Raw genomic sequence first — 26,157 nt, forward strand, 5'->3', positions numbered from 1 at the left:
ATGAGCATGAAGAAACTGGCGCGCAAACTCTGGACCGGCCGTTCCTCCCGCGAGGTGCAGCAATCCCTGTTTCGCAGGCGGCCGCTCTTCGAGGCGCTGGAGCGCCGCTATCTCATGTCGGCCGAATTGCTGGTGCCGCCGCCGCCGCCCGCCAGCGACCAGGCTCCGGTGGTGGCGCCTGCCCATCCCGGGGCCGGTGGTCCGGCCGCCGGCGCTCAGGGCAAGACGCCCAGCGCGCCCGGCTCGCATCCCTACCTGGTGGAGCGGGCTGCCTTCAAGGCCGCTACCCAGCACAGCGAGATGCTGACGCTGGAGCAATACGCCAAGGCCAACGCCACGCGCCAGGGCGATGCCAAGGCCTGGCTGCCCGGCCAGGAAGCGGGACAGGCCCGGCCGTCCGCGATGACCGCCAACATCCCCGGCTACACCACGAACTCCGAACAGACACCGGTGCGCCAGATCATCTTCGTGGATCCGGCGGTGGACAACGCCGAGCAGATCGTACAAGGCCTGTACGGCCTGATCAGCGGCAAGACCGAAGGCCTGGACGGGCTGGCAAGGCCCACCGGCGACGGCCCGCAATTGCAGGTGCTGCGCAGCCACGACACGGAGATCATCGTGCTGGACGGCCGCTACGACGGCGTGGACCAGATCACGCAGGTCCTGGGCCAGCATCGGGACCTGGCCGCGGTGCAGATCATGAGCCACGGCAGCGTTGGATCGTTGACGCTGGGCACTGCCGCGCTGGGCGCCGGCCAGCTGGACGCCTATAAGGATCAGTTGCGCGCCTGGGGCGACGCCCTGTCGGATGATGGCGACATCCTGCTCTATGGCTGCAATGTCGCTTCGGGCCGCGCGGGCATCGCTTTCGTGGACAGCCTGGCGGCCATCACGCGCGCCGACGTGGCGGCGGCCACGCATACCGTGGGCAGCGCCGCGCTGGGCGGCGATTGGGCGCTGGATTACCGCCGCGGCGTGATCGACGCCAACACGGTGACGGTCGCCAGCTGGAACGGCGTGATGGCCAGCGCCGCCGGTCTGCAGAGCGGCGGTTCCACCTTGCAGGGCGTGGCGGTCAATGAACATTTGATCGGCTACGGCAGCAATAACACATTCGTGTTCGACAACAATTCCACCGCGGCGCTGACGACGATCGAAGTGCGCCAGGGAATGAAGCTGGAGAACGGCGTCTGGATACGCAACGAAGACGACGACAATAGCAATAACACGCTGGATTTCTCGGGCATCCGGGGCAATGTCACGGCCATCATCAGCAGCAACGACGCCTACCAGATCACGTATTCGACGGTGGATGCCGGCAACAACTGGACCCAGCGCGTCGTCAACGTGGTGTTCAAGTCGGCCGACGGTACGCAAAGTCTGAAGATCGGCGACAAGACCTTCAACCTGATCGGCACGGCGCAGAGCGGCAAGACCATATTGGACTACAGCGGCTATGCGACCGGCGTGACGGTCGATCTGTCCGGCCCCACGGCGGACTCCAATGGCGAAGAAGTTCCGCCGCCGCCGCCGACCGGATTCGGCTATGTGCGCGCGATCAGCGGAGTCAAGGGTTCCACGCAGGGCGGCAACAGAATCACGGTGGTGGGCGACACCACGGTCACGATCAATAACTCGCAAGACATCGTCAAGGGCAGCGGCGGCGGCAATACCTACATCGCCGCGGGCGGCACCCTCGGTTTCACCCTGACCCAGCAGGCCGGCCAGAGCGGCAACACACTGGACCTCACCCAATTCGGTACTGATGTCACGGCCCGCGTGCAGACCGGCGGAGGCATCAGCGTCTTCATGGGCGCGGGCGTGGCGGCCGACGGCAGCGTCAACGGCCTGGCGACTGCGCTGGTCAACAACCTCGATGTACAGATGTTCTTCGGCGTGGCGGGCAGGACGACGCTGGATTACTCGGGCTATGAAGACAACGTCACCGTCAACCTGAACTTCCAGGACGGCAATACCGGCCTCTACGACGCCAGCGGCCTGGCGGGCGTGCTGAACATCAGCAACGTCATCGGCGCGGGTGGCGACTATGGCAACGACATCGTCGGCAGCCTGGGCGACAACATCATCACCGTGGCCTACAGCCGCGGACAGAACCGCATCAGCGGCGGCGGCGGGAACGATCTGGTGATCGGCAACCTGGCCGCAGGCGGCGCAACCGAATACATCGCGGGCGTGGAAAGCGACGCCGCGCTCAGTGGCGACAAGACCTCGGCCACGTTGACGAACATGCCGCCGGGCGCGGGCACCGCAAGCACGGTGACCCTGCGCGGCGTGAACGCCGTGACCTTGCAGGACTATCGCACCATCGACGCCGCGGCAGCGGCGGGCAGCACGAATCACGCCGCCACCAGCGTCACGCTGGACGGCACGAACTACCGTGGCGACCTGACGCTGATCGGCAGCGCGGGCGCCAACGTCCTGCTGGGCGGCCTGGGCCACAATACTTTTACCGGCTATCAAGGCGCCAACCAGCTGTGGGCGCAGGCGGGCGCGCAAAGCAACACGCTGGACGAGAACGGCCAGTGGAATTTCACGCTTACCAACAATCAGCTGTCGGCAAGCTACGCCTCCGATGGCACGCCCCTGGGTACCGGGGTGCCGGTTCCCACCTTGAGCAATACGCTGAACGGCGCCTTCAGCCAGGCGCGCCTGAACGGCGGCCTGGGCTCGACGCTGATCGATGCGTCGGCCTTCAGCGGCAATACGGTGCTGGTCAGCGGCCTGATGGCGGGCGGCGTGATCCGCGCGGGTTCGGGCGACAACACCCGGCACCAGATCATGCTGCTGGGCGGCCGCTACAACCTGTACGGCGGCACGGGCACCAATGCGGCCACCGAACTGGTGGTGGCGGCCGACGGCCTGACGGGCACGGACGGCGCGGGCTACCAGTCGCAGATGGCGGCCAGCGGCGGCGTGGGCTATGTGTCGTTCCAGCAGACGGGCGCCACCGGCTGGATCCAGCGCGCGGCCAACGAGTCCCAAACCACCGCTTCCACCTATGCCGGCATCTCCAGCGTGCGCGTCATCGGCGGCGAATACGGCAACTGGATCGATACCTCGCGCTTTGCCGGGGCGGCGGTGCTGGACGGCATAGCCGGCTTGTCCAACTATTTCATTATCAGCAATGCCTACGCCACCCAGGTGATCGGGTCCGCGGGGTCGAACACGATAGAGCTGTTCACCGGCGGCAGGAGCGTGTCCCTGGACAATAGCCAGGTGAAGATCGGGGCGGGCGCGTCGCAGGTCAACAGCACGTTCACCAACGTCAACGACTTCCGCTTCGTGGTGGAAGGCAGCAGCGCCAACATCGTGGACACCACGGCCCACACGGGTGTGACCACGCGGACCTATCTGTCGGATCTGAGCTCGGGCTATACGCCGGCGGAAGGGCCGGCGCTGGCGTTCGTGTTTCCCAACCACGCCAACGCGCGGGTCGATGTTGGCCTGGAAGGCGTGCGCACCATCCAGGACCTGCTGGACGCCATCGGTGCCGGAATCATGGTCAACGCGGCGGGCGAGCCGCTGCGTATCGCGGTCGGCGGCCCCAATGCCGGCAAGCTGATTCCGGCCAGCGACAGCAGCACGCCCTGGGATTATCTCTACGCGCTGACGGCCAGTCTGGACGTGCAGGGGCGTCTGCAGATCAGCTACAGCCAGGACGCGATTGCGGCAGGCTACTCCGGCGTGTTCTCGCTGGCGCCCGGCATGCAGACGGCGCTGAACGCCGACGGCACGGTGTCGAATTCGACGGTCAGCCTGTCGGACGCGGCCTACAAGCTGGGCCTGATCGCGGCCGGACAGGTGCAAAGCAGCTCCAACGGCACGGGCGTTCTGACGGGCGCGGCGCTCGCCATCGGCCATCAGACGCAGTTCGTACTGGCCGGCTCCAACTCGACCATCCGCTCAGGCGGCGGGGAAAATACGTTCGTCGTGAACTATGGCCAGCCCGGCCAGAATACCGGCGCCGGCAACAGCATCGTCACGCAATCCGGCGCGCGCAACAGCCTGGTGGTCAATACCGGCGTCGGCGCGGTGCTGTCGAACGCCAATGTGCACTATGTCGATGGCGGCTCGAATACGAGCCTGGTGACATTCGCGGGCGCGCCATTCTCGGACGCCACGGTCATCGCCACCAACACCAGCGGCGCGACCACGCTGGACGCCAGCGTCTGGACCCCGGCCGTCACGCTGGCCACTCGCGGCGGCTACGACACCCTCAAGGGCAATACCAGCAACGTTTCCTTCGTGGTGACGCAGCCGGCGGATACCGCCGCAGGCACCGTGACCGTGACGCTGGCGTCCAATAGCGGCACCGGCAACAGCCTGCAGGTCATGGCGCTGGGCGGCAGCGCCGCCTTGTCGAATCTTATCTCCACGACCGGCACGATCGCCGGGGTGACGCTGGGCGCGAATACGGACAAGTTGGATTACGTGCTGGACATCGGCAGCGGCACGCTCGATCAGGCGTTGACGGTCAGCGGCCGCAACGTCATCATCCGCGGCCAGTCGTACTCGGTGCTGCAGAACATTACGCTGGATGCGGGCTACGCCCTGCGTCTGGAAGGCGAGAAAATCACCGTCGGCGCCAGCAGCGGCGCCAATATCGTGCTGGCGGCCGGCGCGATCGAGCTGGCGGCGCAACGCTACCGCCCGTGGCGTAGCGCGATGGCCCAGATCTACAAGCTGGACGCCGCCATCACGGTCAACAACGCGACGCTGTGGGCCAAGGACACCGGCGGATCCGGGGTCAGCCTGACCAGCAAGATCGATAGCAAAGACTACGATCTGGATCCGCTGATCAAGAATGGCGCAAACCAGGGCGGCGTGCTGGGCGCGCTGGCGGGCGGCGTCAACTCGGCCTTCGACGCCCTGATGAAGTTCCTGGACGGCGCCAGCGCCATGGCGGCCTGGGCCGGCATTGAATACAACTCGTCGATCAAGGTCGGCACGCAGGCGCGGCTGGTGTCCAACGGCGACGTGAGCATCACGTCCACGACGTCGGCCACGGTCAAGCTGAGCCCCTTGGTCGCGAAGATCGCCGGCATAGCGGTGGGCGTGCTGCAGAACAAGTCGACCATCGATGTGCAGGGCACGGTGATCGCATCCAAGTCGATCACGATCAAGTCCGATCTCACCAACGAAATGGAGATCGCGCTGCTGCCGGGCCAGGTCGGCGCCGTGCCGGCGGTGATCGGCGTGGGCGTGGCGGTCATCATCAGCGAATCCACCGTGCACATCGGCGCGGGCGCCAGACTGGAAACCGGCTTGCTGCATGCCACCGATCCGATCACCCACGCGCTGAGCGGCGTGGGCGGAGACGTGACGATCCAGGCCCTGACCAGCCACAAGAGCACGATTTCGATATCGGCCGCGGGTGCGATGGCCGAAAGCGACGACACCAAGCCGGTGACGGGGGCCGACGGCAAGATCGATCCTTCCAAGGAAGCGGGCAAGTACAAGGCCGGCTACGCCAAGGTCGGCGTGGCAGTGGGCTTTGCGTACAACCAGCTGACCACTGAGGCCTTTATGGACGGCACGGTGGTGGCGCGCAATGCGGGCAAGGTGACCGTCGAGGCCAAGGCGCAGGACGCCGGCAGCGCCATCGCCGTCAAGACCATACTGGGCGGCCGCGCGGCCACCGGCAGCGATTTCCTCACGGCGGCGCAGACCGAGGCCAAGAACGCGGCCATCGCCAAGACCGTCAGCCCCATCGTGAGCGGCGCCCTGGGCGGCCTGGGCACCGGGGCACAGTACACCAAGAGTTTCTTCAGCGCGCTGGTGTCGGATAGCCGGGGCGGCAAGTTCGGCGACAAGATCAAGGAAATCAAGCAAGAGAAGGATTTCGAGGACCGCGCCAAGTACGACTCCGACATCCAGAAAGAAATCGACAACCCCTCCACCGAGTTCCAGGTCGGCGCGGCGCTGGGCATGTCGATGAACAACATCACGACCACGGCCCGCATCGGCAACGGCGTGGCGGCGGCCACGGTCAGCACGGCGGGCGGCGACGTCATCGTCAATGCGCAGACGCAATACAACACCAAGCTCACGGTCATGAGCGGGGTGGATGACCAGCCCATCGCCGACAAGCAGGCCTTCCTGAAAAAGAAGAACAACCTGACGACCAACCAGCCCGAGCGCGCGGCCGGTCCGGACGGTTCTGACTTCGGCGCCGCGGCTGCCGTGGTCATCGGCATCGACAATGTCAAGACCCAGGCGACCGTCAGCCAGTTCGCCACGATTACCACCCAGGGCGGCGACGTGGCGGTCACCGCCAGCAGCCTGAACCAGATCGACCCGAAAAAGCTGTGGCTGGTCAATCTGTACGCGCCGTTCGACGGCATCAACACCAAGTGGAACGACGCCGACGGCACCAAGGCAAAGGCGGAGGTGGCGGGCAAGGCGGCCGCGTCCTTCCTCAACAATCTGCAGGCCACGCTGACCAGCACCGGCGGCATCTCGTCCAGCTTCAGCAGCTGGGCCAGCGCCACGGCCAAGAGCAAGAAGCTGGCCCTGTCCGGCGCGTTCACGGTGCTGGTGCAGGACACCAAGACCCAGGCCCAGGCCGCGGGCAAGATCAATACGACGCTGTCCGGCGGCACGGCCGGCGATGTGACGGTGCAAGCGGAAAACTCCTCGCAGCGCCTGAACCTGGTGGGCAACATCATCCTGCCGTCGATATCCCTGGGCGGGGCGAAGTCGCTCCAGCAGGCCGCTCCCCGCGGCGCGTCCGAGGGCCGCTTCAGCTATGGCAAGGACCGGGTCAAGGGATTCCTGACGCCGAAGTACCAAGGCTTCGAGTACGGCAGCAGCTCGAAGGAAGGCTCGGCCATCGGCGTGTCGGTGTACGTGAACGCGGCCAGGCACGAAACCCGTGCCGTGGTCAGCGACACTGCCGAGATCAATGCGGGCAAGCTGACGGTCGATGCGGACAATGAACTGATTTCGGTAACGCTGGGGGCATCGGGCGGCCAGGCCAAGACCCTGGCGCTCAACGGCGTGGTGCTGGTCAACTCCACCAGCGCGACCACCCTGGCCCAGGTCGGCCGGGGCGCCCGCATCGTGGCGGCAGGCGCGGCGGACATCCAGGCGACGGATGCGACCTGGGTTGGCACGGTGGCGGGCGCCGCCGCCGGATCGCAGGCAGTGGGCGTGGGCATGAGCGTGTCCATCAATGACGTCAACCGCTGGACGCAGGCCCTGATCGGCGACACGCTGCGCGCGGCGGATGGCGCGCCTACGGCCTTGCCGGTGGGATCGTTCTCGGCGGCCGCGCTGACGATCCGGGCGGAGAACAAGGGCTTTGTCGGCAATCTGGCCGTGGCGGGTTCGCGCGTGTCCAGCCCGGTGGCGGGCGCGGGCGCGGGCGGCGGCACGGGGGCGGGGGCGGGCGGCAGGGGCGGGGCAGGGGGTACGGGTACCAGCCTGGACAACCTCAAGCTGCCCACTAGTCAGGGCGATGCGGCGCCGGGCACGGACAGTTCCGCGCCTGCGTCAACCACCGACCTGGGCTCCAAGCTGGAGGGGCTGAGCGGTCAGGTGACTCAGCTGACGCAGGATGCGGGCGCGGCGCCGGGAGGCGGCTCCGGCAGCCAGCAATCCAAGGCTGGCGTAGCCATTTCGGGTGCGGTGGCGGTCAACATGGTCAGCGACTTCGCGCAGGCCTACGTCAACGCCGCCGGCATGAAGATCACGATAGGCGGGGACGCCAAGGTCGAGGCGCAAAACGGCACCCATACGCTGGCCCTTTCGGGTTCGGCTGCGCTCGCGCAGTCGGATAGCGCAAAGTCCAACGTGGGGGTCGCGGGCGCCTATAGCATGAACATGCTGGGCGGCGAAGCGCGCGCCCAGGTGCTGGCCGTGGGCGAACTGGTGGTGGCGGCGGATCTGGCGCTGGCCGCGCGGCGTACCGGCGTGGCCGTGACTATCGCCGCCGGCATGGCCGGCGCCAAGGGGCAGAAGGGCGTGGCGGTGGCCGGTTCGGCCGCCGTCGGCGTGGCGGATTACGCCAACATCGCGCTGCTGGGCAACGCAGCCAAGGTCAGTGCGCGCGACGTGACATTGGAGGCCCGCGACCTGAGCGTGCTGGCCACGGTGGCGGGCGCGGTCGCCAGCTCGGACGGCAAGGCCGGCGTGGGCGCGGCGGTCGCGGTCAACGTCAGCACCAGCAAGGTCGAGGCGGGCATCCGCCAGGTGACCGGGCTGTTGTACACGGGCCGTGTCGATGTGTCGGCGGAATCCACCCAGGTTGCGGTGGGCTTCGCGGGCGCGCTGGGCGCGGCGCGAGATGGCGCGGGCGTGGGCGGATCGGTGTCCGTCAATGTCATGTCCAACCGCGTCGAAAGCTATCTGCTCAACAGCAAGGTCGTCTATGACGGCGCCGCCAGCGGCAGCCATGACGTCACCGTGCGGGCTCAGGACAAGACCACGCTGGTCGCCGTTACCGGCGCTGCGGGCGTAGGCAAGAAGGCGGGCGTGGGCATCGCCGTCAGCTACAACGAAATTGGCAACGCCGTCATGGCCGGCATCCAGGGTTCGACCGTGGATACCGGCGGCCATGGCGCCGTGAAGCTCACCGCCAAGGATACGTCCTCGCTGGGGGGCGGAGCGGTCGGCGTCGGCGTGGGCATGGGCGAGGCGAAGTTCGCGGGCGCGGGCTCGGTGCAGGTCAACCGCGTCGGGTCCGCCGTGGCGGCCTATGTGCTGCCGAGCCGCGACAGCAACGGCGCAGTCACGGCGCGCAGCCGCATCGACGCCTCGTCGCTGACGGTCGAGGCGACCGAGAACAATACGCTGGTCGCGGTGACGGGCGGGGTTGCGGTCACGGCCGGCGGCTCGGTGGCCGTGGGCGCGTCGGTCAGCGTCAACGAGTTCAGCTCGCGCACCAGCGCGCTGATCGAATACGCGGACGTGGACGTCACCGGCAAGGTAGACGTGTCGGCGCATTCGTCGCCGCTGCTGGTATCGGTGGGGGCGGCGGGCGCGCTGTCCAAGAAGTTCGCGCTGGCCGGAGCGGTCAACGTCAACATGATGCGCGCGGCCACCGAGGCCCGCATCAGCGACAGCACCGTCAAGGCAGGCAGCCAGGCAGGCTTCACGGGCGATGCCGTGCGCGTCAATGCCTCGGACGCGTCGGCCCTGTACGCCATCACGGTGGCGGGCGCGATCGCGACCCAGGGCGCGGCGGTGGGACTGGCCGTGGCCGTCAACATCATGGGCGGCAATACGGCTTTCGACCGCAATCTGCTGGCCTTCAACAATACGACACTGGCCGATTCGGGCGCAGCCGTCACCACCGTGGGCGTGGCCGACAACGGCGGCGCCGCCGCCAATCCCAAGGTCGCGGCTTCCATTCTGCGCAGCGACGTGCATGCGGTGCAGGGCAACGTCAACGTATTCGCCGGCCTGGTGGACCCCATGGCCGCGGGCGGCAATGCCCAGCTCAACGGCGGCGGTCAATTGCCGGTGGGCGACGGCGACATCCGCGTGGACCAGGGCGGCAGCACTCTGACCTTCACGGGCGATGCGGCGGCCGTCATCAACGGCGCCAAGGACGATAGCGGCAACGCCGGCATGCCGGCGCAAACTGGCGGCACGGGCGGCGAATTCTCGGGCTGGCAGACCGGCGACGGCGTCTACCTGAGTTCGGGCGCCGGCAACATCACGCTGGCAGACGGTACGGCCCTGCGCAATGACCGCGTGTACTACGTGATCCGGCGCGAGGCTCCTGACGGCCAGGCCATCATCCAGCTGGCGGATACCCAGGAAGACGCCCTGCGCGGCAAAGCGCTGCAATTCGGCAGCGTGACCAACCTGGCCGCGATCGGCTTCGCGCATGTGCGCATGCAGGAAGCGACCAGCGTCAACCTGCAACCCTTCCACGGCGTGGATGCCGGCGCGACGGTGAATACCGGCGCCAATACGCTGACCCTGGCGCTGCCGTTCCCGGGCGTGCAGGAAGGGGCGGCCATCGTTTACAGCGGTTCGGTCGGCGCCAACGGCCAGATCGAGGACGTGCTGGCCAACCGCATCCTGGCCCAGGGCAAGGATGTCTTGAAAGTCGGCGTGACCTATTACGTCGTCAACCTGAGCGCCGACCAGCGTTCGTTCCAGCTGCGCGACGGCCACGGCAACCTGGTCGATTTCAGCGGCGCGGCGGTGGGCGGCGCGCTGCAGCGCTTCAGCGTCAACAATCCGGCGGGGGCGGCCCTGAACGCGGACGGCAGCCTGACCTTGCCCAAGGCCCATGGCCTGGCCACGGGGGACAAGGTCGTCGTCAACCTGGCGGCAAACGGCGTGCTGACGGGTCTGTCCGACGACCACGTCTATGTGGTTGAAGTCGTCAACAGCACCACGCTGCGCTTCAAGGACGTGAACGGCGCCGCGGTGACGTTGGGCAAATTGGCCTATGTGCCGGAGTTCAACGCCGCCACCAAGCGCTACGAGTATTTCCTGACCGATGCCAATGGCGTCAAGCTGCTGGACGCGCAGAACAAGCCGATTTCGGTCAATCCGGACGCGATGATCGCGTTCACGCAGGTTGCGCTGGTGCGCCAGACCTCGCAGACCTCGACCAGCACGGGCAGCGACGGCACCCAGAACACCAGCATCACCCAAGGCACGCCGACCGACGCAACGCTGTCGGCTTCCTCGGCCCAGAGTCAGGCCATAGGCGAAAACAGCTTCTCGTTCGCCAGCGACGCGGGCTTGGCCACGGGCGACGTGGTCATCTACCGCAGCCAGGGCGCCAACATCGCTGGCCTGGTGGACGGCCAGCGCTACTACGTGATCAATGCCTCGCAAGGCGGCGCCTTCCGCTATCAGCTGGCGAGCTCGCTGGAGAATGCCCGCGACGGCATCGCCATGAAGCTGGGCGCGGCCACGGGCACGGGCGGCATCAGCCTGCAGAAGGCGGTGGATCGCATCACGTCCGGCGGCCTGATCTCGCTGGACATCGGTTCGCTGACGCAAGGCCATGCGCTGAGCAACAGCATGTTGAGCATCACGGTGGCCGGCGCTGGCGGCAAGTCGCTGGGCGGCGCGGGCGCCGTGGGCGTGAACATTTCGCGCTCCGAGGTCAGTGCCATCATCGACAACACGGGCGCGGCAGCCGGACACAAGGTGCGGGCCGAGGCTGGCGCGGTGTCGGTGTCGGCGCAGGACGCCAGCCGCATCGTGACGGCCACGGGCGCGCTGGGCATCTCCATCACCCAGGGAGCATCGGCCGCCATCGGCGCGTCCGTGAGCGTGGCGGACATGCGCAATGGCGTGCGCGCGGCGATCGCGCAGGCGACCGTCGAGGCCCAGGCCGTGCAGGTGCGCGCCGAAGAGCGCGCCAGCATCTACAACGTGTCGATCGGCCTGGCCGGCGGCGCGGGCGTGGCGGTAAGCGGATCGCTGGCCGTCAACACGATCCAGAACACGGTGCACGCGCAGATCCGCGACTCGTCGGTGACGGCGACCTCGGGCGATATCCGCATCGTCGCGCGCGACGTCGCCAGCATCGCGGCGTTGGCCGGCAATGTGGCGGTATCCGTGGGCGGCCGCGTGGCCGCCGGCATGGCTTTCGCGGTCAACCAGGTCTTCGATACGGTGTACGCGGGCGCGCTGCGTTCTTCCTTGTCGGCGACTGGCGATATCGTGGTGCAGGCCGCCTTTGCCAAGCCCGATGACTTGTCGCCCGGGTTGAATGCGCAGATTTCGGCGATGGCGGTCAGCGGCGCGGTCGCGGCCGGTGGGTCCGGCGCCAATGTGGGCTTTGGCGGATCGGCTGTGCTGAACTGGATCGCCAACAGCATCAAGGCCGAGATCGGCGAGACTGCGGTCGGACAGGATGTTGCGGCTGGCGGCGATATCGTGGTCCGGGCCAGCGACGAATCCACGATCAACAGCCTGGCGGGCGCGGTGGCCCTGGGGCTGGGATCGCAGGGCGCGAGCGTCGCGGTGGGCGCCAGCCTGTCCTACAACTATCTGGGCGGCGCGCCCGCGGGCAACGCGCGCGAGCACTCGATTTCGGCGCAGATCCGCGATACGCAGGGCGCCGTGCGCGGCGCGCACGTGGAGGTGGCCTCGCTCTTCAAGGGGCAGATCCACAACGTGACCGTGGCGGGCAGCGTGGCCGTGGGTACGGCGGCGGTGTCGGCGGGCGGCGCGGTGTCGGTCAACCGCCTGAACAGCAAGAACGACGCGGGCATACGCAACGCACGCCTGGTCGAGGCGCTGTCGGCAGGCGGCGCGCCGGGCGTGGCCGTGCAGGCGCGCGACGACGGCTATGTGCTGGCCGTGGCCGGCGGCCTGGGCGTGGCGGTGTCGCCGGGCAGCGGCGCGGGCATCGCGGCCGGAGTGTCGGCGACCCACAATACCGTCAACAACCAGACGCGGGCGTATATCGACGGCAGCGGCGCCGGCAACGGCAACCTGAATACGGCCATCGGTTCGGCGCATGGCATCGCGGTGGACGCGATCAACGAATCGCGCATCGTTTCGGTATCGATAGGCGTAGCGGCGGCAGTCGCCGTGGGGCAGGGATTCGCCGGGGCGGGCGCCGGCGCGGGCAGCGGCAATACCATCGGCGGATCGGTGGAGGCCACGCTGAAAAATGTGGTCCCGCTGAACAATGGATATATTGCCGGGGACGTACGCGTCAACGCCGAAAACACGGGCAGCATCGTGACCGTCGCAGGTGCCTTGGCGGTGGCGGTTTCCGCGGGCGGCATGGGCGCGGGCGCGTCGGTGGGCGTGTCGGTGGCGATCAGTGAAATCAGCACGACAGTGCGCGCGCTGGTCGAAAACTCCGTGATCCGGACGAACGGCACGGGTCAGGGCGTAACGGTGTCGGCGTCGGACCGGGCCACGATCACGGCCATTGCCGTTGGCGGCGCGGTCAGCGTGCAGGCCGGCAGTGCAGGCGTGGCGATCGCGGTCGGCACCAGCGTTGCGGTCAACAAGGTTTTCAATACGGTGCATGCCGACATCCGGGGCGGCAATATCCAGACGGCAGGAGCCGGACTGTCCGTCAGCGCGAGCCAGCAGGCCGACATTCTGTCGGTGGTGTTGGGCGCGTCCGTGGCGGTGTCGGTGGGCGACAGCGCCAATGCCGCCATCGGCGGCGGTGGCGCGTTGGCGCGCAACGTCATCTCGGCCAGCGTGCAGGCCGGTATCTCGGATGCATTCATCAGCACGGAGGGCGCGGGCGGGACGAAGGGCGGGCTGGACGTGCGGGCCCTGGGCCTGTCCCGGATCAACGCGGTGGTGCTGGGCATGTCCGCGTCGGTGTCGGTCAGCCACTACGCCGCCGCTTCGGCGTCCGTGGGCGTGGCTATGGCGGAAAACGTCATCGGCTACGACGTCAACAGCGCCGGCCAGGTGGTCGCGTTGGGGGCCGGCCGGCCGGTCAACGAGATCACGGCGTCGATCGACCGCAGTACGGTGACCGCGGGCGCCGTCACGGTGGATGCCAGCAATGTGAAGTTCAAAGGCGACGGCAGCGTCGACCGGCAACAGAGCATAGACGCCGTGGTGGTGGCGGGCGCGGTGGCGGTATCGGTGGCCTACGCGCCGCCTATCGTCGATGGCGCCAGCCTTGCGGTATCGGGAGCTGGCGCGGGGGCGCGGGCGGTCAACAAGATCAAGACCGCCATCACGGCCCGCATCACCGACCAGAACCAGGCCCACGCCTGGAACGCGGCCAGTGTGTCCGTCATGGCGACGGACCAGTCACGCATAGACAGCACGATTGCCGCCGTGGCAATTTCGGTGGCGGTGTCGCTGGGCGCGACGGCGTCGCTGTCGGTGGCCGTGTCGCTGGCCCAGAACGAGGTCGCCAACGACACGCTGGCCAAGGTGGATGGCGTGAACTTCACCGGCGCGCCGGTGATCACGGTCAAGGCGGATAGCCAGGCCAGCATCCACACGGTTGCGGTGGCGGTGTCGATCGCCGCCGGCGTCAGCCTGGGCGGGATTTCGCTGGCGGGCGGGGGCGCCGACGCGCACAACGTGATCGGGTCGTCCGCCGTGGCGATCATGAGCAATTCGCGCGTCAGCGGCAATGGCGCCAACGCGCTGACGATAGACGCCGGCATGAGCGGCACGATCAAGGCCACGGTGGTGGTCGCCAGCGTGGCCTTCACGGCCGCGGGCGGCTCGTTGGCCATCGGCGCTTCGCTGGCCGAGAATGAGATCACGCAGGCGGCAGGCGCGCGCGCCAGCCTCGCCAACACCCAGGTGTCCAATCTGGGCGCCATCAACGTCACTGCCGATACCGTGCAGACGCTGGAAGCGGTGGTGGTGGCCGGCGCCGTGGGGATCGCGTATCAGGGGGCTGCGCTCGCCGCGGCCGGATCGTCGGCCTATAACACCTCGCGCGCCGTCACGCGCGCCGAGGTCAACGGTTTGACGCAGATCGATCCCGACGTGCGCGCCGCGGACAGCTTGTACATCAAGGCGTCCAACCAATCCACTCTCAAGGCGACCGCCGCAGGCGCAAGCCTGGCCGGCACCTCCCAAGGCCTGGCGTTGTCGGTCGGCGTGGCGCTGGCCAGCAACAAGGCGCTGGGCGCGGTCGAGGCGGCGCTGTCGAATTCGGTGCTTAGCGCCGGCGCGGGGGCGCAGATGGCGCGCGCGACCATTGTCGCCGAGGACACCGCGACCCTGGAGGCCAAGGCCATCGGCGCGTCGCTGGCGTTCGCGATGCAGGGAGGATCGCTGTCGGTGGGCGCCTCGGTGGCGCGCAACGTCGCCGCCATGAGCGTGCAGTCTTCCGTGACCTCGTCGACGCTGAAGGTGTCGGACGCCGTGGCGGTGTCGGCCAAGGAAACCGTGACGCTGGACGGCGTGTCGGTCGCTGCCTCGGTGGCGGCGGGCTTTGCCGGCGTGGCGGTGTCGGGGGCGGGCGCCGAAAGCACGCAGACGGTCGCCAACGACGTAGGCGGCTACATCAGCGGATCCGTCATCACGGCCGGCACGGGCGTGTCGGTCAAGGCGGACAACAGCTCCAGCATCAAGGCGGTCAGCGGCGCGGTGTCGGTGAGCGTCACGGGCGCGGGCCTGGGGGCCAGCATCGGCGTGTCCATCGCTCGGAATACTTTCGGCGTGCACGCTGGCGACGGCGTGAACCGCTCGAACCGCGCGCTGGCCTACATCGAGAACAGCGCTATCTCCGTCAATCGCGGTAATGTGGACGTGCTGGCGACGTCCAGCGAAACGCTGACCAGCGTCAATTTCGCGGGCAGCGTGGCGGTGGCGGGTTTTGGCGGGTCTGCCGCCGGTTCCGGCGTGCAGGTCAGCAACCGTTTTGCCACGGCGACGTCGGCCTATATCGCGGGGTCCCAGGCCATAGCCGGCATCTCCGGCGGGGCCGGCTCCATAAATGTGCGCGCCCAGGACAGCAGCACCATCCTGAAGTCCGGCGCCTATGGCGTGGCGGTGGCGGCCTCGCTGCCTGTGCCGGGAAATTTCGGCTTGAACCTGGCCCTGGCTGTGACGCTGGTGGATAGCGTGGCGGCCAACGAGGTCAGCGCGTATATCGATACCGCCAGCGGCAGGAACGTCGGCGCGCAAGACGCGGTCTCCGTCGTGGCCGTCGAGAAGACCGAATTCAAGGGCCTGGACGCGGTCACCGCCTCGGTGGCGGTGGGTGGCGGCATCGCGGCCGCGGGCGCGGGGGTGCGAGTGACCAACACCACCCGCAACAATGTCAGCGCGCGGATTTCGGGCACGGGCAAGGTGGGGGCGCTGGGCAAGGTCGAGATCAAGGCCGATACCCAGGTCCGCGCCGAGATCGACCTGACCCAGGTCAGCGTTGCGGTGGGCATGGTGGGCGCGGCGATCGGCGTAGGCATTGCCGAGAACATCGCGCGCGACGCGACCACGGCAACCGTGGACGGCGCGACCGTCAGCGCGCCGCTGGTGGACATGAACGCGTTGGTGAGCGTGGACTTCGGCCAGACCCAGACCGCCGGCGTGGCCGCCACCACGGGGCTGGCCGTCAATGTGAACAAGGCGCTGGTGGACATCGCCACGACAACCCTGGCCGAAGCGCGCAATGGCGCGGTGCTGCAGGGCCTGTCGGTCAGCGCCCCGGGCCAGGGCGAGACCCCGGGCATGGTCAATATCAATGCGCAGGGCACGTACTACGGCCGCGCCTATTCGAAGGCGATCACCGGCGGCGTGATCGGTGTGGGAGTGATGAGCGCCGAAACCCGACTGGGCGGCTCGCTCAAGGCGTCGGTGGATAACGCGACGCTGCAGGGCGCCATCATCGGCGTTACGGCAAAGGGAACCACCGAGCGCAACGGCGAGGCCGGCCTGCTGGCCGAGGCCCGTTCGCTGGAAGTGGGCGGGTTGACGGTATCGATAGACAGCGCCACGCTGACGACCGCGCTGGATACGCGCGTGCAGATCGGCAACAACGCCCGCATCGATGGCACCCTGCTGAGCATCACGGCGGACCAGGTGCAGTCGATGGACGTCAAGATGGACGCCGGCACGATTGCGCTGGTGGCCGGAAGACAAGGCAAGATCGATGTCGTCGTGGGCGGCAAGTCCGCCATCGACATCGGCGGCGGCGCGCACGTGATCGGCAACAAGCTGGATTTCCGCAGCAACAATACCGTGCGCGGTACCTCCACCCTGAGCGGCTATTCGGTAAGAGTGGCGGGGGCCGACGTCAGCAAGCACACGGTTACGCTCAAGCCCGAGTCGACCATCAGCGTCAGCGGCGCGCGGCAGGCCGGCAGCACGATCGACACGGCGGGCATGACCGTGGTGCAGGCGCGGGGCAATTTCGATACCCCGGGCATGCTGGACCTGGTGGCGACCAACGACATCATCTACACCCAGCGCAACAAGATCACCGGCGTGTCCGGCGTGTCCGTGACGCTGTCGACCAACAAGCTCAGCACCGACGGCACGCTCGCCCAGGTCAAGGTAAACGGCGCATTCCTGCGCAATGCCTTCGGCGACGTGGTCATGGCCGCGAACACGCGCGGCGTGACAACCACCATCAGCGATCTGCTGGTGGTTTCCGTGTCCAGCTTCAGCAAGTCGGACAGCAACAACGATCTGACGGTGCGCAACGCCATCCAGATCGACAACGCCTCGATCGAAGGCGACAACATCCTGGCGCTGGCAGGCAACGGCAAAGCGACCGACCCGCTGTCGACCGGCTATCTGCTGGCCAACGATAACGTGTCGTTCACGCTGGTCGGAATCGCCCAGGTGCCGGCGGTGGACAGCGGCGCCAAGGCGCGCCAGATCAACACTGTGCTGATCGACGGGGTAGCGGCCAACGGCTCGCTGCTCAAAGCCCAGCGCAACGTGCGGCTGGAGACCAATCCCTCGAAGCTGGACCAGGCGCGCGTGAACGGTTCGGTGCAGGTAATCGGCCTGAACCTGAATCCCACGGTCAAGCTGGCCGACGGCGTGGTGGACACCACGTCCAGCAGGGTGGCCACGGGCGCGGCCACACGCATCATTGCGGGCGTGAACAATGCGGCCAACCTGTTCGTCATCCCGGCCGAACTGCTGGAGCAACTGGGCTATACCAGCGCCACGCTACCCGCTGCGGGAGCTCCTCTGCGGTTCGACTCGAATTCGCCCGCGGTCAAGGCGATCCTGGAGAAACTGCTGGGCGCGGGCAAGACCAGCCTGGACGGAGCGCCAGGAACGGTCAATATCGACGTGCGCTATGAGCTGACGGCGTTCAGCGCCAGCGACATCAAGGTCAACGTCACGGCCGGGATGATCATCGAGCACAACGGCAGCTACTACCGCTACAACAGCCCCAACAGCCGCGATCTGGATCTGGCGGCGGAGGACTACGCCAATAGCAGCTATTGGATGTACTTGAGCAATCCGACTGCCACCCAGGTGGGCGACGCCCTGAAGTCGAACTTCGGCAGCACAGCCGCCGGCAACGTCGGCAAGCTGTACTTCGTGCTGAAGACGGTGGACATCGCCCAGCCCACGCTGCGCTACGCCAGCCAGCAGAATGTCATCAGCGAGCAGATCCGCACGCTGACGCGGATGCAGGCCGAGCATGCCTCGAACCCGCAGGCCGTCGCGCGCTATCAGGCCAACATCGCCGCCTTGCAGCAGCAGCTGCAAAGCATCCAGATGGGCGTGAAGCTGCAGAACGGACAGATCCGCTACCTGGATTCGTTCAGCACGTTCTTCATCGACATGCCGGATATGTACGCGTCCGGCGGCTCGGTCTATGTGAACGCGACTGATACCGGCGGCGTGTACCGGTCGGGCATCGACGCCCGCGCCAACACCCAGATCAATATCGTCAACGACTCGCCGATGCTGATGAACGTCAGGGACGCGGTCGTGCTGGACGGCACCATCATCCGCCCGGGGTCCGACGGCCAGCTCAAGGTCTTCAAGACCGGGCACCTGTACGTCAATGACGTGTCCGTGAAGGGCGCGTCGGGGGCCGACACGGCCGAGGTCAGCATCAGCCAGATCAAGAACGGCTGGGCCGCGGACCCGTTCGGCGGGGCCTTGAACGATCCGTCAGACCCGGACAATGGCCTGGCGAAGATGATTGTGAACGCGCCGGTCGACCTGAGCCTGATGGGCGCGGTGGTCAACCCGCTGGGCAAGGTGTCGGTGGTCAACGCGCTGGGCAGCATCAACGTGTCGGGAACCATCCAGGCGCTCAGCCTGGACATCGTGGCCAAGGGCAACTTCAGCCTGCAAAGCGAAGGCTGGTACAACTCGGGCGTCGACCCCACGTTCCTGAACGACAAGTGGCAGAGCGTCATCAACGCCCTGAAGAACAGCGGCGTCAGCACCGGCATCGATGACACGATGCAGAACGTGCTGCTGAAGTGGGGCTACACCAAGCTCGATCCGTTCTCGAAGTACCTGAATGACAATCCGGCAGCGCGGGATTCGCGAATTTTCGCCCTGGGCGCCATCAGCATTTCGGCCTTGACGCTGAATATCGACGGCAAGATCCAGAGCGGCGTCACCGATGCCTACATCAAGATCGACAGCTCGTTCCGCGGCGATCAGGACAAGGCCTTGCAGGATGGCAATGGCTACGCCATCAACGGCGTATCGTTCAGCGCGGACGGATCCTTGAACCGCTATGGCGCCATCACGGGCCGCTTCGACTACGCCACGCAGACCATCATCCTGGACCCGATCAGGTTGGCGGGGGGCAGCATTTCGCTGACCGGGCAGATCGTGTCGGTGGGCAACGGCAACCTGGTTGTGGCCAACGGCTACGCCTCGGTCCATATCGATAACCAGACCACCTACGCACTGGTGACGCACGATATCGACGTCAGTACCTATCGCCGCGGCCGCATCGAAATCATCGACACGTCGCGCGGCCAGAAGGACCTGTACGAACTGCAGGGCCTGAACAATGTCGTGCATACGGTCTGGAACAAGTTCGTGCAGGTCACGCCCGACCCGACCGATCCTCTCGCGCTCAGCTGGATCTGGGTCTACGAGAACGCTGCGGGCCAGCGCGATGCGGGCGGATTGAAGAATTCCGCCGGCACGCTGCAGGATGGCCGCACGCTGACCCTGTCATACAAACCGCAGACCGGCCAGATGATGGTCTGGGTCATGGGCTGGACGTCGGGTGAGACCACTACCACGGTCTACACCACCAAGCGCTTCAACCTGTTCGGAGACTGGGACCCATTGGGTTGGCTGACGGACAACGACACCACCAAGTCCGGGCCGGTGACGGTCTATGAGACGCCGCGCCCCGTGCTGGTGTCTACCGTCCTGGCCTACGACGGCATCAATTCGGTGCCGGACGCGCTCAAGCAGCAGCTACAGGCCAGCGGCAAATTGAACGAGGCGTTGCTGCCGTCCACGATTGAAGGCAGCGGCACGCAGAGCCTGGTCGAGGACGCCAACGGCGACATCGTCGGCCCCGACGGCAAGCATTACCGCCTGGAATCGTCGGGCGGCACCGCGCTGGATACGTCCGCGTTCAGCGTGGCCTACCGCAAGTTCAATACTGGCGTGATCGTGCGCAACGACGGCCCGCACACCAGTGGCGGCGGCTGGCTGCGCACCAAGACCACCACGCTCACGCAGGTGGTCGAGAAGAAGCAGCAGGAGCTGTTCACCTTCTATGTTCCTGCATCGCAGGAGATCACGCTGAGCTTCCTGGGCTCCAGCAACAGCGACAACGCCATCTACATCCGTAGCAACGGCAACGTGACGCTGGCCGGCAACCTGATCGTCGGCAATGGCAAGACCGTGCACATCGAGGCCGTCTCGGCCTCCACGCCGACCTCCATCACGATGCAGGGCGAAGTCGGCATCATGGCACGCGACGTCAACGGCCAGATGCCGTCCGGCGCATCCGCCGTGGTCAACGTCGACGCCATCGCCCTGGGCGGCACGATCAACCTGAATATCATGGGTTCGAACGGCTATACCCGGGCCGAAGCGCGCAACGACATCCGGCTGAACTACTTCTCGGACGGCGGCGCCAGTTCCTGGGCCTCGCTGAAAAAGGTGGCCTCGTCCGCGGGCACGGTCTACATCGAAGCGCTCAACGGCATCTTCAGCCATGCGTCCGCCGGCAACGACACGGTGGTCTCGGGCAACCGGATCGAGCTGAACGCCGGTTATGGCGCTATCGGCACGGCATCCAAGGCGCTGGTCATCCACGCGCGCCAGGGCTTCGCGGCCCAGGCGGGCCTGGCTGGCGGCCCTGCCGGCGCCGACAAGAGCATCTATCTGGCGCAGAACGTCCTGAACGCCGATCTCACGTTGGTCAAGCCGGTGAACTGGAGCAACCCGCAAGCGGCCGTCTATGCGGAGCTGGGCGGCGTGCATATCAGCCTGAACGGCGGCTCGCTGCTGGACGGAGAATTGGCCGACACGCGCACCGCGACGGAAAAAGCCTACCCCACGGTCACGGCCAAGATCCTGGCCGAACTGAGCGCGCAGCTGGCGCAATACGACAGTTACTGGTCCGGCGTGCGTTCGTTGCAGACCGCCAGCGTGACGCTGGGCGGCGCGGGCACCTACCTGAGCACGCAGGCCGAAGGCGGCCAGTACCTGGCGGTCAGCATGACGGCCGACGAGTATGCAGCGGTCTTGCAGGCGGCCGTCGATGGCCAGCGCCTGGTGCGCCTGGCGTACAACAACAGCCTGAACGGCAACGCCCGCACCGAGATCCTGGGGTATCTGGGGCTGGTGGCGGGTAGCGGCGCGAATGGCGTCTATCAGTTCAGCTTCACGCTGTACGATCCGTCCAACCCGGGCGCCGGGCCGGTGTCGCTGGCTTCGCTGGGCTATACCGCCGGCAGCCAGGGGGTGCTGTACGGACCGTCGTATGCGCTGGCGGGAGCGGCCGAGCAGTCCAACTCCAATCTGCCGATCTCCTTCACTTTGCCCACGGGCGCCCTGACCACGCAGCAGGGATCGGACACGCTGCGCTTGCAGCTCAGCGCCGATCAGATGACGCAATTCGCCGCCAAGGCGGACCCGTCTATCGTCGATTACGCCCAGCGCGTGCTGGCGGGAATGCGCAGCTACACCACCATACTGGTGGGCGGGCAGGTGCTGTCGATCGACCAGATCCTGCCCACGGGATCATGGTGGGGGTCGAACAGCTTCGATACCGTCCTCATCCGGCTCAAGTCGCCGTATGTGGGCGATCTGACCACGGCCGATCCCAACGGCCACCGCGAACTGAACATCGTGCTGAGCAATGGCACCGATACGGCCGGGGCCGGCAGCTACACCGGAACCACCGACACGGTGCGGCCCGCTGTGCCGGCGGTGGGCGCCATCGGCTCGCCGCAAGCGGGCGACCAGGACATCACGTCGGCCATCGTCAACGCGATCCTGCAGCACAACCTGGCGAACCCGAACGACCAGATCGGCACGGGCGCAGGATCGCTATACGCGAACCTGACTGCCACCGCGCCGAATAGCGCATGGTCCGTGGTCGAACGCTCCGTGGTCTCCAATCAGCTGCTGCTTTCGGGCACGCAGTTGGGCTGGAGCATGCCAGGAAGCGTCTCCTCGGTGCAGGCCTACAACCAGTGGATGAACAATGCCGGGAACGGGTTGATCGGCAGCGAGATCACCTTCACGATAGACGGCGTGAGCTACACGCGCCGCATCGAGTCCCTGAGCCTGGTCCAGGCGGACGGTTCGCCCGCAAACAGCCTGTACAACTCGCAGAACCACGTGTCCGTGACCTTCTCCGGTGCGGCGGTGGAGACGAAGAACTACTACATCCGCAACGGCCTGGGCACGGTGGTTTCGACCCGCCTGCCGGCGGAACTGGTGTACGGCTTGACCGGCCTGGGCAAGGGTACGAGTTCGGGCGCGGCGTCGCTGGCCGTGGCCTACACGGTGCAGCGCGGCTTCGGCGCCTCTGCGCTCAAGCAGGGCGTGCTGACTTCCGACACGCCTACGTCCTACTGGGGTTGGTATGGCAGCAACCTGTTGCCGTTCCACACCTATACGGAGAAATCGGGCTCCGGCGCGGGCTACGCCGAGTACGTGGACATGGGCAACAGCTTCAGCTGGGATCTCACCGGCGCGGGCTTGAGCGACAGCGCGCGGACGCAGCTGGCCAACAGCATCAAGGCGCTGCTGCAGAGCGGGCAGTCGATCTCGCTGGCGGGTCTGGAGCTGTACATGACCAACCAGAACGGCGCCTTGCAGGGCCACGAGCTGGGCGTCTACGACAACGGCACGCTGCACATCCTGACCATCGTCGATGCCAACGGCAATCCGCTGACGGCCTCCAGTTCCGATAGCGACTGGCTGACCGGCCGCATCACCTTCAGCGGCAAGGTCTACGCGCAGAAATCGCAATTGATGGACTTGGACGTATACAAGAACACCAACGTCCACGATCCGGCCGCAACCGGCGCCTATACGCCGACCTTGCAGGGCAAGACCGTCAATGCAGGCATCCGCCTGGTCGATTCGGGCTTCGCGCAACAGTCCCTGACGCAGTTCGGCGTGGCCACGCTGACGCTGCCGGGCACGGACCGCCTGGTACAGGGCCAGCGCGTCGAACTGAGCTTTGCGAATTCGACGCAGACGGTCATCTACTACGTGCAGAGCGTGAACGGGCGCGTGGTGACCTTGTCCGACAGCGTGGACGGCGCCTTCAACGGCGGCGACCCCGTCACGGTGGGCAAGATCCTGGCCCTGGCGGGCAATGCTCCGGGAGCAGTTACTGTCAGGCTGTTGGACGCGGCCGCGAGCGGCGCTTCGGTGCAGGCCGACAACGTGATCACGCTGACCGACATGAATATCGTGCCGGTCACTGACGCCAACGGTCAGGTGACGGGCTACCGCGGCTTGCAGGATTTCGACCGGGTGTACCTGAACGACGTGCGCCTGCAGACCGGCAAGGTGTCGAGCCTGCAGACCAACGTGGCCTATTACGTGCTGGTGGGCGCCAACAATACGATCCAGCTGTTCGCCTCCAAGGAACAGGCGGTGCTGTATCAGCAGATCCAGGCGTTGAACCAGACGGCCGAAGGGCAGGCGCTGGCCAAGGCGCTGTTCACGGATGCCGGCATCACGGGTGAACTGCTGCGCGGCTTTGCGGCGGCGGACGTGCGCGGCATGTTCACCGTTTCCACGCATCTGTTCCAGACGCAGGCGGCGGGTTCCACCGAGGGCCTGAGCGCCCAGCTGCAAGCGTTGCATGAACAGTTGCGCAGCCAGGGCTTCGATCCCAACTACCTGCCGGCCGCGCTGGACATCGCAGCGACCAAGGACCTGGTCAAGTCGACGCGCAATCAGGTCGTCTACGACTATGTGGTCGACAAGGAACTGGCGCAGACGGCCGAGTACCACAACTACTGGCGCGATCGGCTGGAATCCGCCCTTGGAACGGCAGTCTCCGGATTGATCGCCGTGGCGGATGGCAGTTTCAAGCTGGCCAACATGAATATCGTCGATGACGGCACCGGGCAATTGCGTGCCTTGCGCACGGGCGACGAGATCTATTTCCGGCATTCCGTGGGCGACGTGCGGGCCGACACGGCCTATTACGCCGTCGTCGGCGCGGACGGCACGATCCGGTTGGCGGCATCGCTGGCCGACGCCATGCTCTACCAGACCGGCGCCGGGCAGAACGACGGCTTGCTGGCCCTGTACCCGAACCTGGGCCAGGCCATCACGCTGGCGTTCGACGCGTCCAGCCTGAACGGGGCGGGGGTGGAGGCGTATACACGCGTCTATTCGGTGCGTGCCGACGCGCCCGCGCAGACCGCGCAGGAGATCGCCCTGTACGGCCAGACCTATGATGCGGGCCATTTCTTCTATTTCTCGACGGCGACGTTGCGCAATATCGAGAACAACCTGCTGTATCCGGTGTCGGCGGCCATCAACGAGCAGGTCTTCGACCTGGAAGGCAGCGGCGAGGGCGCACCGCCCGCCGACCGCTTCCTGAACGTGAAGGCGGGCGCGGACATCGTGCTGCGCACCTCGGGCCAGGGCTCGATCGGCGCCGAACTCGGCGACTACACCCTGCAACTGCCCAGCCTGGGCGGGCTGTCGGAGGCCGACCGCGCCAACGTGTTCGACTCGCTGCCGGAGGCCGACAAGGCCATCCTGTCGCGCGCCAACGCGGTCAATCTGGCGGGCGTCTATCACACGCTTTACCGCTACATCGGCCCGGCCGGCACCATGTCGCTGGACCGCGCCAGCGTCGATTTCTCCGACACGTCGCTGTGGCAGCGCTTCGAGCCGCTGTTCTCCAACGATGCGTCGCTGATGCTGGGCAGGACGCTGACGGCCAACAGCGCCGTCCAGTTCCTGTTTGCCGACCGTTTCGACCTGTACCAGAACAGCCGTGACGTCTTCATCTACAACAGCAAGATGCTGGAAGGCGCAACGGCCGGCCAGCGCAGCCAGCTGCAGGCCAATATCGATGCCGCGCGCGCCAACGGCGTGCAGGTGGTGGATATCGGCAGCGGTTTCCTGGATCCGGTATGGAGCCAGATCAGCGTGCCATACATGGCGCAGGATGGCGCCAGCCCGCAGGCGCTGAGCGCCGGCATGCTGGTGGGCGACATGCGTGACCCGCGCTATCTGACGCTGAAACTGACGCGTTCGCTCGCGGTGCAGGCCGTAAACGGCGTGGTGTCCGCGTACAGCGACACCACGGTGGGCCTGGACTCGCCGCAGGGCAGCATCCGCCTGGGCGACATCCATGCCAAGGAAGGCATCACCATCACGGTCAGCGCGCAGGGCGGCTCCATCATCGGCACCGACGCCGGCACGCTGGAGAGCGTCGGCCAGGTCAGCCTGGTGGCCGACAAGGACGTCGTGGGCAGCACGCGCGACGCCAACGGCATCTATCAATACGATGGCGGCAAGCACCTGCAGCTGAACCTGGGCGCCGGCCATTCCCTGTACGTGGAAGCAGGCGGCGTGGCGCGCGTGTCGCAGCTGGGCGCGCAGGACCTGAACCTGGTCCTGGCTCACACCAAGGGCACGGCGGCAGGCGGCTCGTCCTACCAGGCGGACGCCAATCTGCTGGTCGGCCAGGTGGTGTCGGCCGGCAGCGTGACGTTGCAGGCGGGGCAATCGATCCTGAACGCCACGGCCACAGGGCAGCGTCAGTATGCGAACTTGGTGCTGTCGGATCTGAGCGCGACGGACCTTGCCGCATTGGGCTACACGCGGGAGGTGGTCCTGATCGCGGGCAAGTCCGTGGGCCAGTTGGGCGCGGACCTGTCGCAACAGGGCACGCCGCTGTTGATCAGCATCTCGCAGGGCGACTCGCAGGCTGTGGTGCGCGCCTCGGCGGCGCAAGGCGTCAATCTGTACGGCATGCACAGTCTGCGCCTGGGCGGCATCGATGTGGTCGATGCCAACGGGGTCCGCGGGGATGCACGCATCTACGCGCTGGATTCGATCCTGAACGGCACGGCGTCCGGCCAGGCCGCCGTCACGGCGCGCAATGCGTGGCTGGAAACCCTGTCCGGCACGATAGGCGAGCTGGGCTCGCCGCTGCTGACGGACATGTCCGGCCATCTGGTGGCCTCGGCCCAGGGCTCGATATCGCTCAGCCAGTTGGGCGTCCATGACCTGACGCTGTCGCGGGTGGAGTCGCGCGCACGCGACGAGGTGCATCTGGCCAGCCAGGCCAGCATCGTCAACGACAAG

The 26,157-nt window shown here is 66.8% G+C and carries 1 protein-coding gene (only partly in view); it reads left to right on the top strand.

Annotation, left to right across the window (positions count from 1 at the left end; all coding sequences use genetic code 11):
- Positions 1 to 26,157, top strand: partial view of a DUF4347 domain-containing protein gene (locus AC3WOB_RS25360; RefSeq protein WP_492276535.1) — the 5' portion only. 5,904 nt of this gene lie beyond the right edge of the window; 26,157 of the gene's 32,061 nt are visible here — the first part of the coding sequence; it begins with the start codon at positions 1 to 3; its stop codon lies off the right edge, out of view.

This window comes from Achromobacter sp. FW305-C-30-7, assembly GCF_058783105.1.